Here is a 16,329-nt window from a genome sequence, read left to right as displayed (position 1 = left end):
CTTTCTAAGTAAAAAAACAAGTTGGTCCAACGCAGAATTTATTGTGTTCAAGCTGTGTGTAGCTTCCATATACATTATAGTGGGTGCCTATTTCCATAATTTTTTCAGCAACTACTATGTCCCCTTATTTATTGTATTCGGGATAGCATGTGTATGGACTCTTTATTTATGGTTAAGTAAAATGAAGGCTAAAACCTAAAGCAGTTTATTAAATATTTCTAATCATCTTTTAACTGGCCCTTTAGTTCTTGCTAAGGGCTTTTTAATTTCTGGATAATAGCTTTGTAATCAATCAGATTAATCGATTTTTTACAAGTTATTATTTAAGATTTATGAAGAAAATATTGCTCACATGCTTATTACTAAATTGTGCTTTTATGGTATTTGCTCAAAGCAGAAACATAAAAGGAATTATCAGAGATGCGATAACTGCCGAACCCCTAATTGGAGCAACAGTAGTAGTTTCAAACACCAAAAACGGGGCAACCAGTAATGTAGAAGGGAAGTTCCAAATTGTACTTCCATTAGAAGCAGCTGTAATTAAGTGTGCCTATGTTGGCTACAAAGATACTATGATTACCGTTAATCCTGGGATTGAACACATTGAAATTTTATTACAGCCCTCTTTACAATATCTTCAGGATATTGTAGTCACAGGATATACCCGTCAAAGCAGATCAAAACTTACTGGTGCAATTTCAAAGGTGGATGGTGCTGCTGTAAGTGCTGCACCTGTTGCATCACTTGATCAGGCGTTGCAGGGGCGTGTTCCGGGTTTGTACGTCGCATCAGCATCTGGCCTGCCAGGTACACCGGGGAGGGTAACGATTCGGGGAATAGCATCATTGCAGGGCGGTAATACAGATCCATTGTATATTGTTGATGGAGTTCCTGTAGAAGCAGCCTCAGTTTCGGCGCTTAACCCGGAAGATTTTGAATCTTATAGTGTATTGAAAGATGCAGCTTCAACGGCACAATATGGATCAAGAGCGGCCAATGGGGTGATTGTTATTACTACAAAAAAAGGAAAACCTGGTATCGACGGTAGAACCCAGGTCAATTATCAAAATCAATTTGGGTTTTCTAAGGTAGATCAATCCCGCTGGAATATGATGAACAGCGCTCAACGTCTTCAGTTTGAGGAAATTTTACAGGACCCGGCTTTTCCCGGATGGCAATATTCCAGAAAGAACGATAAAAATGCTGACGGATCATCAAAAACCGAATCAGATTTTGCATATGGTGACGAGGTGCTCAATACCTTACGCGGTAGTAATAATGAGCTGAATAAAAAGATATTACGTAGCGCTTTTACTCAGTCTCATAATCTGGATGTATCAGGTGGTTCGGAAAAAACTACATACTATTTATCAGGTGGCTATTTCCAACAAGAGGGTGTCCTCCATAATTCGGGACTTGATCGATATAACCTGCGTTCTAATATTCAGCATATCAATGGCAGACTAAAACTAGGTTTAAATATTGGTCTTGGTTATGTAAACTCCAGAGTTACTGAGGGTGATTTTGATGTATCGGAAACCAATCCGGTTGCCGCTATGTACTTCTCGTTACCTTATGAAAGCCTATATAATAAAGATGGTAGTCTGGCTACAGGCACCAATAAGTATGGTGCAAACGCATTATCTATGTATAGTGATATCAATAGGAAACAGAATCGGTTAAAAGGGCTTATATCAACCAATATATCCTATCAGATTGCACCCGGACTGAATGCAACCGGTACGTTTGGGGTAGATTATCAACAGGAAAACCACATTGCCTATATCCGTCCGGATTCTTATTTGGGTAGTTTGGTAGATCCGGGTGGTCAGGGTAGCTATCACAATGAATACCTTAATAATCTGGGACTAATTGCTACCGGAGGTTTGATGTACAACAAAGCCTGGGGGCGCCATGACATTGAGGTTAATCTATTGGCAGAGATCAATCAGAAAAACTACAGCAGTTCCGGCTTCACAGGGTACGGTTTAATCCCTGGTTTAGAAAATACACCAGCCGGGATTACTCAAGGGACCGCCGAAAACAGCTTTATTCCCATAATTAGTGGCGGGCGCTCCCAAAACAGACTGATTTCTCAGATTGGTATATTCAGGTACTCTTATGCTGACAAATATACTTTCACAGCCAGTTTAAGAGGGGATGGAACATCCAGGGCACCAGAGGCCAATAGAAATCGACTCTTTTATGCTTTAGGAGCAGGGTGGAATATGTCTAAGGAAGCATTTATGGAGGATGTTAAAGCAATAAGTAGCTTAAGATTGCGGGCGAGTTATGGAAGGACCGGAAATGCTTCTGGATTTGCCAGTGATTTTGGATATAGGGGATTATATGGTGGAGGAAATTATGGTGGAATGCCTGCTCTAATCCCTGTTTATCCAAACAACCCAGCATACAATTGGGAACTTAACGACATTGCTGATATTGGTGTAGAATTTGGATTGTTTAAAGACCGATTAAGGGGAGGCATAGATGTTTACAACAGGATCACCTCTAATCTTTTTCTAAACAAACGCTTATCGTATACTTCTGGTTTTGAGACTATGGCAACAAACTCCGGCAGGATTCGCAACAGTGGGGTAGAGTTGTTCCTGGAAGGAGATGTAATTAAACAACGTGATTTCTCCTTTACAGCCGGACTAAATTTAGGTTACAACCGCAACAGGATTTTAAATCTTGGTGCAGAGGATGAGCTTGTAACCGATGACTATTCTATTAACAAGGTTGGGATGCCACTTGGTCAATTTTACATGGTGAGATGGGCGGGGGTAGATCCACAAACTGGAAGCCCACTTTATCTGGATGCAGAAGGAAATAAAACTACTACTTTTAATCCGGATGATGCAGTTCCGGTAAAGGGTTCATTTGACCCACCTTTAAAAGGAGGACTCACCTTAAATCTGCGCTACAAAAAACTGGAGCTTTCTTCTCTGTTTACTTTCATTAAAGGCATGTACCGTTTAAATACGGCAGAATTATTCAGAACATCCGCTGATGCGAACTACCGTCAGTATAATCAAGCTGTTGATATGCTTAATATCTGGCAAAAACCTGGGGATATTACTGATCAGCCTGGAGCAATGTATCCACGGTATATGACTGACAGAGAATTACAAAATGCAGATTACATTAAATTAAGAAATATCAGGCTAGGTTATACTTTTGGTGATTCGAAGAAACCTAATGGTTCTATTCGCATTTTCAAAGTATTTGTGCAGGGCCAGAACCTTTATACCTGGACGAAATTTAAGGCTTTTGATCCTGAAGATGACAACAACTGGTACCAGTATGAATATCCTTTACCACGTATACTAACGGCTGGCTTTAATCTTTCTTTTTAATCCTATAACCATTAACCTTAGAATAATGAATTTACATAAAATCACTATAAGATCAATTGTCAGTTGTCTGGCTGTTAGTCTGTTGCTTACAATCGGGGCCTGTAAAAAAATGCTGGATTTAAAGCCTATCGATCAGCTGGATGAAAAAGACATTTTCTTGTCAGTCGATAAGTTGGAAAGTGCCGTTTTAGGTGCATACCAAGGCTGGTATCCTGAGTATACTTTGCGGATAGCTTCAGTGATGTCAGATGAATGCCGTCTGGGCTTACAAAACTCCGGGGTATCTTCAGCAGGACAAAACCTATTTCGTTGGACTTACTCTTCGGCGGATGAAGAAATATTAGATCCCTGGAAAAATGGCTATATGGTAATAGATCGTGTAAACCGGTTATTAACCGGTTTGAATAATGTACCCGTTCATAATGATACCGACAAAGAAAGGCTAAACCATCTTAAAGGCGAATTGTTAGCCATCAGGGCTTACCAGCATTTTGACCTGTATCGTCTTTATGGTTCGGGAGGAATTTATAAAGATAATAATTATGCTGTACCCTATATGAGGAAATCTGATATTGGAAGTCAGCCCTCGAGACCTAATTCGGCGACTTTCTTTGAGTTTTTCTGGGGGGATATAGCAACTGCTGAATCATTGATTAATGAGCATTCAAATATACGGATCGGACTATCTGCTGTTTATGCATTACATGCCAGAGCTGCATTGTATACCGGAAAATTTGATGAGGCCATATCGTTTGCAACTAAAGTAATTGATAAATATCCGTTAGCAGGCAGCCAGGAATTTGCAGATGTGTGGAAAGACAAAAGCAACGCTGAAGTTATTTTTAAATTAAAACGCACGAATGTAAGCACCATCAGACCTGGAGATATTTTTTACAATATTGGTGCTGACCGGATTTTATTTGCACCGGCGTTAAAACTATTGGATCTATATGATCAGGAAAATGATGTCAGATATTCCAGTTGGTTTGAAAACGATCCTCAGCTTGTGAACAAAGGAGATTTACCTAATATTATCAAAAAATACGAAGGTGATGAAGCGGCACAAAATAGAAATGATGTAAAATTATTCAGGACTGGTGAAATGTTCCTGATCCGGGCAGAAGCTTATTTGCAAAATGGGAACCGTCCTGCAGCAACCGACGATTTAAATAGGTTAAGATTGGCAAGGATTACGGATTATATCCCTGTGCGCTTTAAAAGCATCAGCAGTTTAAAATTGGCCATAGAACAGGAAAGATATAAAGAGTTACCTTATGAAGGGCATCGATATTTTGATCTGAAGAGACAAGAACAACCTATTCAAAGAGATGAACAGGATGCGGAAGATAACTTTCTGACTTTACAAGCTAATGCAAAAAGTTATTACCTTCCGATTCCTCAGGCAGAAATATTGTCAAATAACAATATCAAACCAAATAATCCAGGATGGTAATGAACTTAATGAACAATAAATGAGTCCAATTACGTTATTTAATGACTGGCATAAAATTGAACTTGAGCTGAATACGCTCAAGTTCGCCTCTGCCTGTTGTCTTTCCACCATTGGTTTAGATGGATATCCGAATGCCAGATTTGTGTCTTTAAAAAAGATTATTGAAGATTCCTTTTTGATTGTGGGATCATTAACCTCTAAAAAAGGACTTGAATTGCAATACTGTAATAAAGCATCATTAACTTTTTGGTTTCCTTTTACTCAAAAACAAATTCGTATTCAGGGAGACGTACATTTTGTGACAAATGAAGAAGCGGATCGGTGTTTTCAGCTCAGGCCACGTGAGGAGCAGCTGATTGCACTGGTCAGCGAACAGAGTGAAGAAATATATCATCCTGAAATATTGCAAATTAAATACAGTCAGGCTGCTGTCCAGTTTAAAAAGAAGCCTATTCCAAGACCGTTAAGTTGGGGTGGATTTTTATTAAAACCGATAAGGATGGAGTTTTTTAGCTTTAAAAATAATGGGTTTCCAAATAGAATTTTGTTTACTAAGGTTCAGCATTTATGGGAGACTAAGATTCTACAACCTTGAGCTTAATAAAAACATAACTTCAAAATGTTGGTTTGTAAGATATATTGATATTTAGATTCATAAAATGACAGCCTTAATTGAAGAACTGAAAAAACTATTAAAAGGCGGCGGTGCTCATGTGGGATTACAAGACGCTACAGCAGATATTCCCTTTGGTCTACTTGGCGAAAGACCGCATGATTTGCCTTATAGTATCTGGCAGCTTGTTGAACACATTAGAATTGCCCAATGGGACATGGTGGAATTTAGTAAAGATGGAAGTCATAAATCGCCAAGGTGGCCAGATGGGTATTGGCCAAAAGAAACTGCTCCGGCAGATAAAAGTATCTGGGATAACACCTTGAAAGAGATTGATGATGATTTAAAGGAATTCATTGACCTGCTGGAGATGAAGGATTTATATGAGCCTATCCCTCATGGGAGTGGACAAAGTATTTTGAGGGAAGCACTTCAGATTGCAGATCATGCAGCTTATCATATTGGAGAGATAGTGGTTATCCGTCGTTTGTTGGGCGTTTGGGGAACACCAGTTTCCTCATTATAACTTTTATAAACAGATTTTCCTTCTTTTATGGTTTCCAATACTTTAATTTCTCTTATTTTTTCCGGATTTATAGTTAAGGGATCTTGATCCAGGATTACCATGTCTGCAAGTTTGCCTACTTTAAGAGAGCCTTTTGTGCTTTCTTCGTGATACTGATAAGCAGCATTAATAGTTATCGCTTTAAGCGCTTCTATGGGCTTAATTCGTTCGTTGGGGCCAAGTACCCTTCCTGAACGTGTTTTTCTGTTTACAGCAGCATATACAGCTGTAAGAAGATCAGGAGGAGTTACAGGAGCATCATGGTGCATCGTGAAAAGAATACCGGCTTTTAGTGCTGAATTAGCGGGGCTGATAAATGCAGCTCTTTCTGGACCAAAAACGCTCGAATAGTGCCAATCCCCCCATAAATAAACATGCGTTGAAAAATAGGAAGGAATTACGCCAAGATCCTTAATTTTCTGGATATGGTCCGGGCGACTGTTCTGTACATGTATGAGTGTTGCCCGTAATTCCGGTTTATAGATGCCTTCATCTTTCAATTTTTTAATTACCCTGATCGCCTGATCAATAGCTGCATCGCCATTGACATGAAGTTGCGCGGTTATTCCATTTTGGAAAAGTATTTTTAAGTCATTATATAAAACTGAATCCGTAAATATCGGGAATCCTTTGTAATCTGGGGCCTGACCTTCAGGTGGAATGAGATAAGGTATGGTTAACCATGCTGTTTTACCTTGTGGCGAGCCATCGTCGGAGAACTTGAAGCCACCTAGCTTTAAGCGGTTACTATACTTCATGTATTCCGGTTTAAATTTGTCAAGCTGATTCTTGAAATATTCAAAATCAGGGAAATAAACTACATCAGCTTTTAATAATTTTCTGGCTGCTGCTTCTTTTAAAAGTGAAACACTTTCACCCATTGTTCTACCATCGCAAATTGTGGTCTGACCATAACTTAACCACTCGTCCTGAGCTATCATTAGGTTTTTCATAGATTGAGTTAGATTGGTGTCTGGATCTAATACATAAGTATCTTCCACATTATCTACTTTTGCCCCATTGTCCTTATCTATTTTCCTGGTTAATGTGAGCAGTGCGGTAAAACAAGCGTTCTCTTCTAATTTTCCATTCAATTTTCCTGTTTTTTTATCCCGACCATAATGTCCGCCATCTGGATCTTTGGAGTTTTCATCGATGCCCACGAACTTAAGCATCGCTGAATTTGCAACGCTGGCATGTCCTGAGGCATGTATCACAATGATTGGATTGGTTTCGCTAATGGCATCCAGTTCCTGACGAGTTGGATGTCGGTGTTCTATCATAATTGCATCATCATAGCCATTGCCAATAAGGGGTATTTCGGTTGGGATTTTATGGTCTTTGATGTATTTTTTAATTGCGTTTTGTAAATCAGGAATAGAGTTTACAGTTCCATAAGGGGTCGGTGATAAGTCGACAGTCTGAATCATTCCTGCACGGGAAGTAATATGACCATGAGCATCTATAAAACCGGGTAAAAGTGTTTTTCCTTTAAGATCATATGTTTTTGTTGAATCGCCCAGATATTTATCGGCGTCAGTTTTTTTTCCGGTGAAGATGATTTTTCCATCTTTTACAACAACGGCTTCCACAGTAGGAGTTGCATCTTCCATGGTTATTATAGTTCCACCAAAATATATAGTATCAGCTTTATCTTGAGTTGTTTTGTTTTTACAGTCAACAAGTAAAAAGGTAATAATAAGTGGGAGAAAGTAGCGTATTCTCATAGGGTTGTTTTTGATACATAACAACTTATCAGAGAAAATGTTGAGAAAAATCATGCTGTCATAAGAGAGAACAAAGTGAGCCATTAATTGTTGGTTTAGGGTAAGTATGACATGTTGAAACTAATTACGAACCATGAAAACTAAAATTAATTCACTAGCCGATTTGATGGCGACATTAAATAATAACATCCCAACAAATTTAGAATTGCAGACTTCTATACTTTGTCCTTATACCATTATCTTGCCTGTCGGTTTTAGTTTAACAGGTGTGGATCAGGAGAAGTGCATTATTAGTTTTAACAATGGTGATGGTATTGGCTTGACTGCAAACAATGAGGTGGCAAATCTTACCATTCAAACGAGTCCAAATAACCGGGCCATTTATGCCTTAAGCAATCATCCTGATTTAGGAACTTTATCTTTAAAGCACCTAACTGTTTCAGGGCAGGTACAAATATTAACAAGGGCGGGTACAGTTAAAACAAGGTTAATTGCAGATCATGTGGATATTGCAGCTTGTGATGCCCGCAGGTATTGTGAGCAACCACAGAAATATGGTGTAAATGTGTTTCAGGGGGCTTTTACCATTTATAATTTTAACAGTGATCCGGAGAGCGTGATCAATGCAACTTTGACTAATATTAGTTTAGGTAGGAAGGGGGCGCCGGTAATTGGTTCTGGTTTGTTTATTTGTGGCTTTGGTGACAATGGTGGTTGGGTAATTGCAGATACGATAACAACCGGTGATATTTATTCGAATGGAATGCTGCCTTATGGACAGCCAGATATGATTACTGCTGGTGTTTTTATTGTTAACGGGACAAAGGTGAATAGCATTACACATTATGGTTCGGTAACCACTTATGGGGTAAATGATATGGTGTTGGATACTTGGGGACATGTAGAGAAATGGGTAGCCGAAAAGCCTATTGTGTCCTACGGGCCAAGTGGTATTGGCTTTGTAAATTTTGGTACTGTGGATGCGTTTGAAGCTAAAGATAAAATTGAAACTTTTGGTTTAGGAGCAAGAGGATTTAACCAGTACGATGGCACCGTTGGGAAAGCGGTTTTTCATTCCATCACCACTCACGGCAATGGATCTATTGGGATGCAGTTTAGTAAACCAGTTGGTAGTATCGAAGTGAAGCATGGTGTGGTTACCAATGGATCGGAAGGACAAACACTAGTTAAAGGTGTTATTATGACACTTCCTGCGGATGCTATTAGTGTAAAACCTGGAGGAGAGATTAAGGAACTAAAAATTTCTGGCGGTATAAAAACGTATGGAAGTAATGTGCATTCCTATCATGTGGAGGGGGGAGTTGTACACATATTTAAGGTAAAAGGGGATGTAATGGCAAGTGGAGAGGGGGGCATTGCAGTGGCTGTAACTGATAAAGGTGAAACGCCACTAACCAATATTTCAGCAATATCTAAAAAAGGCATAGCTGTTCAAATTTCCAATGGGAGTATTACGGATCGTACAGGCCTTTTAGCCAGTGGAAAAACGGGTGATATTTTTGTAGATTAAATTATTGGAGATGAAAGCAATTAAACAGCATTACCAGAATCTAATTATAGGCTTCGGAAAAGGTGGGAAAACATTAGCAGCATACCTGGCTAAGCATGGTCAGGAAGTTGTTTTAATTGAAAAGTCGGAAAAGATGTATGGCGGAACTTGCATTAATATTGGCTGTATTCCTACTAAAGCTTTAATAGTAAGTGCTGAAAGAAAAGTACCATATGTTATTGCGCATGATAAAAAGGATAAATTAACAGCCTTGTTAAGGGCTAAAAACCTCGAAAGTTTAGAAAATCTGGACCTGGCTTCCGTTATAACAGGGGAGGCGTCTTTTGTCTCTCCCAGCGAGGTTTTGGTAAAGCTAAATAACAGTGTATCGGATATCCAAATCCAGGCCGACCGTATTTTCATTAATACAGGCACATTGCCATTTATACCGCCAATTCCAGGCCTTGAATCTTCGAAAAAAGTGTTCACCAGTACTTCCATTATGGAACAATCTGTGTTGCCCGCTAGGCTTGCTATTGTTGGAGCTGGATTTATAGGGTTGGAATTTGCGGACATGTATTCAAAGTTTGGTGGAGAAGTTGTACTCTTAAATAGTGAAAAGATGTTTCTCCCTCATGAGGACAAAGATATTGCAGATGAAATTTTTAAGGTATTGAGTGCAAAGGGAATTCACATTGCAAATGACGTGAAAATTGAAAGCGTACAAGATATAGACAATGACTTGGTCAGAGTTAATTATATCGACGGTGGTAAGCTGATCCAGCTTGACGTAAATGCAGTTCTTGTGGCTACCGGTAGAAAGCCTAATATTGATACTTTAAATGTTGCGGCAGCGGGTGTAAAACTGGATGAAAGAGGGTATATTGCAGTTGATGACTCTTTAAAAACCAACCAGCCGCACATTTGGGCAATTGGCGATGTTAATGGTGGTCCACAGTTTACCTATATCTCCCTTGATGATTTTCGGATCATCAGAGATCAAATATTTGGTGGCGATTACACTTCAATTGCCGAAAGGAAACAAGTTGCCTTTTCCGTTTTTATCAGCCCTCCATTAGCACATATTGGTTTAAGGGAATGGGAGGCTATTGAAAAAGGATATAAAATCAAGGTTGGAAAACTTCCGGCAATAGCTATACCCAGGGCCAGAATTTTAAATGAAACTAATGGTATATTAAAAACGATTGTGGATACTGAAACCAATAGAATATTGGGTTGTACACTTTTCTGTGCCGATTCCAGTGAAATGATCAATACAGTTCAAATAGCGATTAATGCTGGTTTGGATTTCAAAATTCTAAGGGATACGATATACACGCACCCATCTATGACGGAAGCCTTAAATGATTTGTATACTTTGATCTAGTGATTAAGACTTACGAGCTGATAGATATTTAAGGATTAGATAAACTAAAAGTTTTGTCTCCACTCTCCACCAAATCTGTTGGTCACCATATTCTAAACTTACCCAAGTTCAAAACAAATCAATATTTAATATGTTCACATAAAACATTTTGATCGTCATTCCAACAACTAGCAAATGAAGACAATATCGCAACTCCAGCTCAGAAATATTATGGGAAATCAAATAAAATATTAGAAAGGAGGAAAAAATCAAAAGAGAAACACCCAGAAAAAGAAAATCAGATTACATCATTTGCAAGGCAAAAAATAATCCAAGAATTGCTCTTTAAAACGCAAAAAAAATAACCAATTCTATAAACGGGAGTGTGCTAGTTTTTTATGGATTAAAAGTACACTTTGGTTAGATGATATACCAAAAATTACTCAAATTATTAACTAGTTAAATATATAGACAAAATGAGTTCAAATAAAATAAATTCATTATTAGCAAGAAATACGGAAAATGCTCCAAAAGGTATCGGTCCATATTCACAAACTGTAGCTTTCTCTCATTACAATAATCTTTCAGCTCAATTACCCATCGACCCCAAAACCGGTAAATTGATAGCTGGCGGTATAAAAGAGCAGGCTGAACAGTGCTTTAAAAATATCAAGGCAATTGTAGACAGCATCGACCATGTTATGAGCGACATTGTTAGAATCACGGTGTTCGTTAAGAATATCAAAGATATTGACGCTGTAGACGAGGTTTATAAAACTTCTTTCCCAACCTATGTTCCTACAAGGACAACAGTCGCAGTTGCAGCTTTATCTATGGATGCTTTGGTACAAATTGAAGCACTTGTTTCACACGGTGAAGGTACAATTCCAAACGCACCACAATCAGGAGACCTTATAAAGCTTACAAATAACACGGTAAATGCGCCAATAAGTCCTCTGTCTATGCAAACTGTAGCTTTTTCTCATTACAATAATCTTTCAGCCCAATTACCTATCGATCCAAAATCTGGTAAATTGGTCGATGGCGGAGTAAAAGAACAGGCTGCACAGTGCTTAAAAAATATTAAGGCAATTTTAGAAAGTATCGACGTTCCTTTTGACGATATTGTTAAAATTAATATCTTCCTTAAAAACCTCTCAGATATTGAAGCCGTAAACGAAGTTTATTCAACATTTTTCCCAGACTCGGCTATTGCCAGAACAGTAAAATATGTCCCTGCGCGTACAACAATTGCAGTATCAGCTTTACCTATGGATGCTTTTGTACAAATTGAAGCAGTGGTATCACATGGAGATGGAACGCCTCCACAAGCTATTGAACACAGACACGGAATCGTTATATGGGCAAAAAACACTGAAAATGCTCCAAAGTGTAATCTGTCTACACAAACTGTAGCATTTTCTCATTACAATCATCTTTCAGCTCAATTACCTATCGACCCAAAAACTGGGGAATTAGTAGGTACTGCAATAAAAGAGCAGACCGAACAGTGCTTGAAAAATATCAAAGCAATTGTAGAAAGTATCAATCACGTTATGGAGGAGGTGGTTAAGGTAAATATCTTCCTTAAAAACATTACAGATATTGATGCTGTAGATCAAGTTTACAAAACATTCTTCCCTGGCGGTGTTCCTGCACGAAGAACAGTTGGCGTATCAGCTTTACCTAAAGATGCTTTAATCCAAATCGATGTAGTTGTAGCAAACGCTGAAGGAACACCTCCAAAAGCGTAACAGGCATTTGTTTGTAAATACAGGATATCAAAGTTACTTGTTAATGCCGACAGTGAATGCGAAATTACATATTGTCCAGTCCTGAAATCGGGATACAGGATTTCAGGACTAGACAATGTAATCGCAATCCTACTCTTCACACCTCTATATTCTTCATTTAATGAGAGTTAATTATTTAGAACAAAATCCAACTCTCAAGCGTTTAAATGCTATATAAAAATTAACTTATTAGAAGAAATTCTTATCACCAAATTTTTCAATTATGCACCTGGTACCAAGAGAAACAGAAAAGCTAATGTTGCATGTCGCTGGCGAATTAGCTAAAAGCAGAAAGGCCCGTGGTCTTAAATTAAACTATCCGGAAAGCATTGCTCTTATTAGTAGTGAACTGCTAGAGGGTGCTCGTGATGGACGAACTGTTGCCGACTTAATGCAATTCGGTGCTACCCTACTTTGTCGAGAAGACGTGATGGAAGGTATACCTGAGATGATTCATGACGTTCAAGTCGAGGCAACTTTTCCAGACGGAACAAAATTAGTAACAGTTCATAACCCCATTCGTTAATTTAAAAAGCATAACCATGATACCAGGAGAATTTTTTATAAAAGATGGTAATATCATTTGTAATGAAGGTCGCAAAACAATCAAAATAAAGGTCATCAACGAAGGAGATCGCCCTATTCAAGTAGGCTCTCATTATCACTTTTTTGAAGTGAACAGACAAATGTCCTTTGACCGTGAAAAAGCTTATGGAATGCACTTAAACATCATTTCCACTACAGCAGTACGTTTTGAGCCAGGAGAAATCAAAGAAGTGGAACTGACTGAATACGCAGGTAGCAAACGTATTTTTGGACATAATGACTTAGTAAATGGCGCTCTTGCAGAAAAGAAGCAGGTAGCAATGGATAAATTAGCTGAGGATCAATTTAAAAACATTATATCATGAGTTTAAATGTAAGTAAAAGGAATTATGCCAATATTTTTGGTCCTACTGTTGGAGATAAAATTCGTCTCGGTGATACCGAAATCATAGTTGAAGTTGAAAAGGATTATTTATCTCATGGAGACGAAAGTAAATTTGGGGGTGGAAAAACCATACGGGACGGGATGTGCCAGTCTTCTACCGCATTAGAGGCCGATGTATTAGATTTGGTAATAACTGGAGTTATCATTATTGATCACTGGGGAGTTGTTAAAGCGGATGTGGGCATTAAAGATGGTAAAATTGTAGGCATTGGACGAGCAGGGAATCCAGATATCACAGATGGCATTACTCCTAATATGATTATAGGTGCATCAACGGAAGTGCATGGAGGTGCTGGGCAAATTTTGACTGCTGGGGGTATTGATACACACATTCACTTTATCAGTCCAACACAAATGGAGACAGCTTTGTATAGTGGTGTTACCACTATGATTGGTGGAGGAACGGGGCCAGCTGATGGAAGCTTCGCGACAACGGTGACCGCCGGAAAATGGAATATAAAAAGAATGCTGCAGGCAGCGGAGGAATTTCCAGTTAATGTTGGTTTTTTCGGAAAGGGAAATGTTGCGGAAGAAAGACCAATTGAAGAACAAATTGAAGCAGGAGCTTTGGGTGTAAAAATCCATGAGGATTGGGGTGCTACTCCATCAGTGATTGATGCATCATTAAACGTAGCCGACAAGTATGATGTACAAGTGGCTATCCATACAGATACCTTAAACGAAGGAGGTTTCCTAGAAGACACAATGAAAGCTATTGCAGGTCGTGTGATCCATACTTTTCACACTGAAGGAGCTGGCGGTGGTCATGCTCCAGATATTATTAAAGCGGCAATGTACCCCAATGTACTTCCAGCATCAACAAACCCAACTCGTCCTTATACTATAAACACCATTGATGAGCACCTAGACATGCTGATGGTTTGTCACCATTTAAGCAAGGATATTCCTGAAGATGTGGCATTCGCTGATTCAAGAATCCGACCCGAAACCATTGCAGCTGAAGATGTACTACAAGACATGGGCGTATTTAGCATCATGAGTTCAGATTCACAAGCTATGGGACGTGTTGGGGAAGTCATCACCCGTACTTGGCAGACAGCGGATAAAATGAAGAAACAAAGAGGTTCTTTGGCGGAAGACGACAAACTTGACAATGACAACTTCCGGGCTCGTCGATATGTTGCAAAATATACTATAAATCCTGCGATTGCCCATGGAATCTCATCTTATGTTGGTTCAGTTGAAGTAGGTAAATATGCTGATTTAGTACTTTGGAAACCTGCATTATTCGGTGCAAAACCGGAAGTAATTGTTAAATCAGGGTTGATTATGGCTAGCAAAATGGGTGATGCAAATGCATCCATCCCTACACCTCAACCCATCATTATGCGCAATATGTTTGCTAATTACGGCAAAGCATTAACAGCGTCAGCATTTATTTTTGTTTCAAAAATCTCTTTAGAGAAAGGTATAAAAGAAGAATATGGTTTAGAAAAAACATTATTGCCAGTTTTCGGATGCCGAAACATTGGTAAAAAGGATATGATCAACAATACAGGTACTCCTGAAATAATGGTTAATCCAGAAAACTATCAAGTTAGTATAGAAGGTGAGGTTATTACCTGTGAACCTGCTAGTGAAGTAGCATTAGCACAACGTTATTTCTTGTTTTAATAGGAGAGACCATCAATCTAATAAAATTAACTCCTTGTTTATTGTCCGGAGTTAATGGTTCTTACCTTGGGCATGGGTGTATCTAAAAATATATCTCTTAGAAAAGACACAAAATGATCGTACATGGAATAATTGGAAATGAGTCAACTCATCCCATCGATGGATTGGAGAGAGATGTCTTGGAGATGGAATGGTTCGAAGCCACAAAGCGTATTCAAAGAAGAATAAGCAAAGGTGGTACAGATATCGCCATCAGGTTTATGCGTGAGGGAGATCGTCTTCATGAAGGTGATATTGTTTATCAAGACGAACAAAAAGCTATTATCGTGCATGTTAAACCCTGTGAAGCCATTGTGATGACTCCTTCCTCTTTACTGGAAATGGGAACTATTTGCTATGAAATAGGGAATAAACATTTACCCCTCTTCATCCAAGAGGATAAAATAATGATGCCTTTTGAGCAACCCATGTTTAGGTGGTTAGAAGCCAGTGGGTATCATCCGGAAAAGCGGATCGTACAATTACTCAACCTTCTAAAATCAAACGTTGCACCACACGGACATGGTAGTACCTCTCTATTTACCAAAATCATAAACCTAGCCTCATCAAACGATTAAATATGGAAACAAACTATTTAGGAAGCCTACTTCATTTAGCAGACCCGACCCTTCCTATTGGAGGCTATTCTCATTCTAATGGATTAGAAAGCTACATACAAAACGGAAAGGTAAACAGTATAGCTTCAGCAAAACTTTTTGTGGAGAATATGCTGACGTACAACTTGAAGTATAACGATGCATCCTTTGTAAAATTAGCTTATGAAGCAACTGAAGCGGATGATATACAGGAAATTATAAAACTCGATCAAGAATGTACCGCATTGAAAAGTCCGCGAGAAATCAGACAAGCCAGTCAGAAACTGGGTTTACGATTAATTAAGATTTTTCGGCGACAAGTTGAATTTAAAATAGTCAAGGAATATGAAAAAGCTATTCTTGACAATGTGGCAACTATACATTATTGCATTGCCTTTGGGATGTATGGACAACTTTTAGGCATACCAATTCAGGAAACTTTGTTCGCTTTTTATTATAATGCTGCTATTGGAATGATTACCAATTCAGTAAAGTTAGTCCCTTTGGGGCAACTTGATGGACAGGATATTTTATTTCAATTGCAACCTGTCATCACACAATTAACGAAAGAAACTGCATTCATAAATAGAGAACTTGTTGGCTTGTGCAATATCGCTTTTGATATTCGATGCATGCAACATGAACGTCTATATTCAAGACTTTACATGTCATGATTTATTAA

The 16,329-nt window shown here is 38.6% G+C and carries 13 protein-coding genes; 12 read left to right on the top strand and 1 reads right to left on the bottom strand.

The annotated features are described in order from the left end of the window. The first annotated feature begins 377 nt into the window (after positions 1-377). From P0Y49_11380 to P0Y49_11365, 4 genes are all read left to right on the top strand, one after another. Positions 378-3,359 carry a SusC/RagA family TonB-linked outer membrane protein gene (locus tag P0Y49_11380; protein ID WEK21735.1) on the top strand — a complete coding sequence of 994 codons (2,982 nt, stop codon included), beginning with the start codon at positions 378-380 and terminating at the stop codon, positions 3,357-3,359. Positions 3,360-3,384: 25 nt separating this feature from the next. Then, positions 3,385-4,812, top strand: a complete 1,428-nt coding sequence (locus tag P0Y49_11375; protein ID WEK21734.1) for a RagB/SusD family nutrient uptake outer membrane protein — start codon at positions 3,385-3,387, stop codon at positions 4,810-4,812. 19 nt (positions 4,813-4,831) lie between these two features. Beyond that, entirely contained in the window at positions 4,832-5,407 is a 576-nt protein-coding gene (locus tag P0Y49_11370) for a pyridoxal 5'-phosphate synthase (protein WEK21733.1), read from the top strand. A gap of 64 nt (positions 5,408-5,471) precedes the next feature. After that, a complete protein-coding gene (locus P0Y49_11365) occupies positions 5,472-5,951 on the top strand; it encodes a DinB family protein (protein WEK21732.1) in 480 nt (159 codons plus the stop codon). Here the strand turns inward: P0Y49_11365 and P0Y49_11360 are convergent. Then, positions 5,882-7,717: an amidohydrolase family protein gene (locus P0Y49_11360; protein WEK21731.1), complete on the bottom strand. Its 1,836-nt coding sequence runs from the start codon at positions 7,715-7,717 to the stop codon at positions 5,882-5,884. The genes P0Y49_11365 and P0Y49_11360 overlap by 70 nt on opposite strands. Positions 7,718-7,850: 133 nt before the next feature. On the opposite strand from P0Y49_11360, the gene P0Y49_11355 reads away from it, so the two are divergent. From P0Y49_11355 to P0Y49_11320, 8 genes are all read left to right on the top strand, one after another. Next, complete coding sequence (locus P0Y49_11355) at positions 7,851-9,248, top strand: hypothetical protein (protein WEK21730.1); 1,398 nt, start codon at positions 7,851-7,853, stop codon at positions 9,246-9,248. A 10-nt stretch (positions 9,249-9,258) separates the two neighbouring features. Then, the gene (locus tag P0Y49_11350) at positions 9,259-10,614 is read left to right on the top strand and encodes an FAD-dependent oxidoreductase (GenBank protein WEK21729.1); all 1,356 of its coding nucleotides are present in this window, start codon (positions 9,259-9,261) and stop codon (positions 10,612-10,614) included. Positions 10,615-11,069: 455 nt separating this feature from the next. Next, positions 11,070-12,347: a Rid family detoxifying hydrolase gene (locus tag P0Y49_11345; protein WEK21728.1), complete on the top strand. Its 1,278-nt coding sequence runs from the start codon at positions 11,070-11,072 to the stop codon at positions 12,345-12,347. Between the two features lie 262 nt (positions 12,348-12,609). Continuing rightward, complete coding sequence (gene ureA, locus P0Y49_11340; GenBank protein WEK21727.1) at positions 12,610-12,912, top strand: urease subunit gamma; 303 nt, start codon at positions 12,610-12,612, stop codon at positions 12,910-12,912. A 16-nt stretch (positions 12,913-12,928) separates the two neighbouring features. Next, complete coding sequence (gene ureB, locus P0Y49_11335; GenBank protein WEK21726.1) at positions 12,929-13,297, top strand: urease subunit beta; 369 nt, start codon at positions 12,929-12,931, stop codon at positions 13,295-13,297. Beyond that, entirely contained in the window at positions 13,294-15,012 is a 1,719-nt protein-coding gene (ureC, locus tag P0Y49_11330; protein ID WEK21725.1) for an urease subunit alpha, read from the top strand. The genes ureB and ureC overlap by 4 nt, the downstream gene beginning before the upstream one ends. A gap of 113 nt (positions 15,013-15,125) precedes the next feature. After that, complete coding sequence (ureE, locus tag P0Y49_11325; GenBank protein WEK21724.1) at positions 15,126-15,629, top strand: urease accessory protein UreE; 504 nt, start codon at positions 15,126-15,128, stop codon at positions 15,627-15,629. A 2-nt stretch (positions 15,630-15,631) separates the two neighbouring features. Beyond that, the gene (locus P0Y49_11320; GenBank protein WEK21723.1) at positions 15,632-16,321 is read left to right on the top strand and encodes an urease accessory protein UreF; all 690 of its coding nucleotides are present in this window, start codon (positions 15,632-15,634) and stop codon (positions 16,319-16,321) included. Positions 16,322-16,329: the final 8 nt, after the last annotated feature.

The sequence above is a fragment of the Candidatus Pedobacter colombiensis genome, assembly GCA_029202485.1.
Taxonomy (GTDB): Bacteria; Bacteroidota; Bacteroidia; order Sphingobacteriales; family Sphingobacteriaceae; genus Pedobacter; species Pedobacter colombiensis.
Note: the sequence above shows the minus strand (reverse complement) of the source record. Positions and strands in the feature narration are given on the sequence as shown.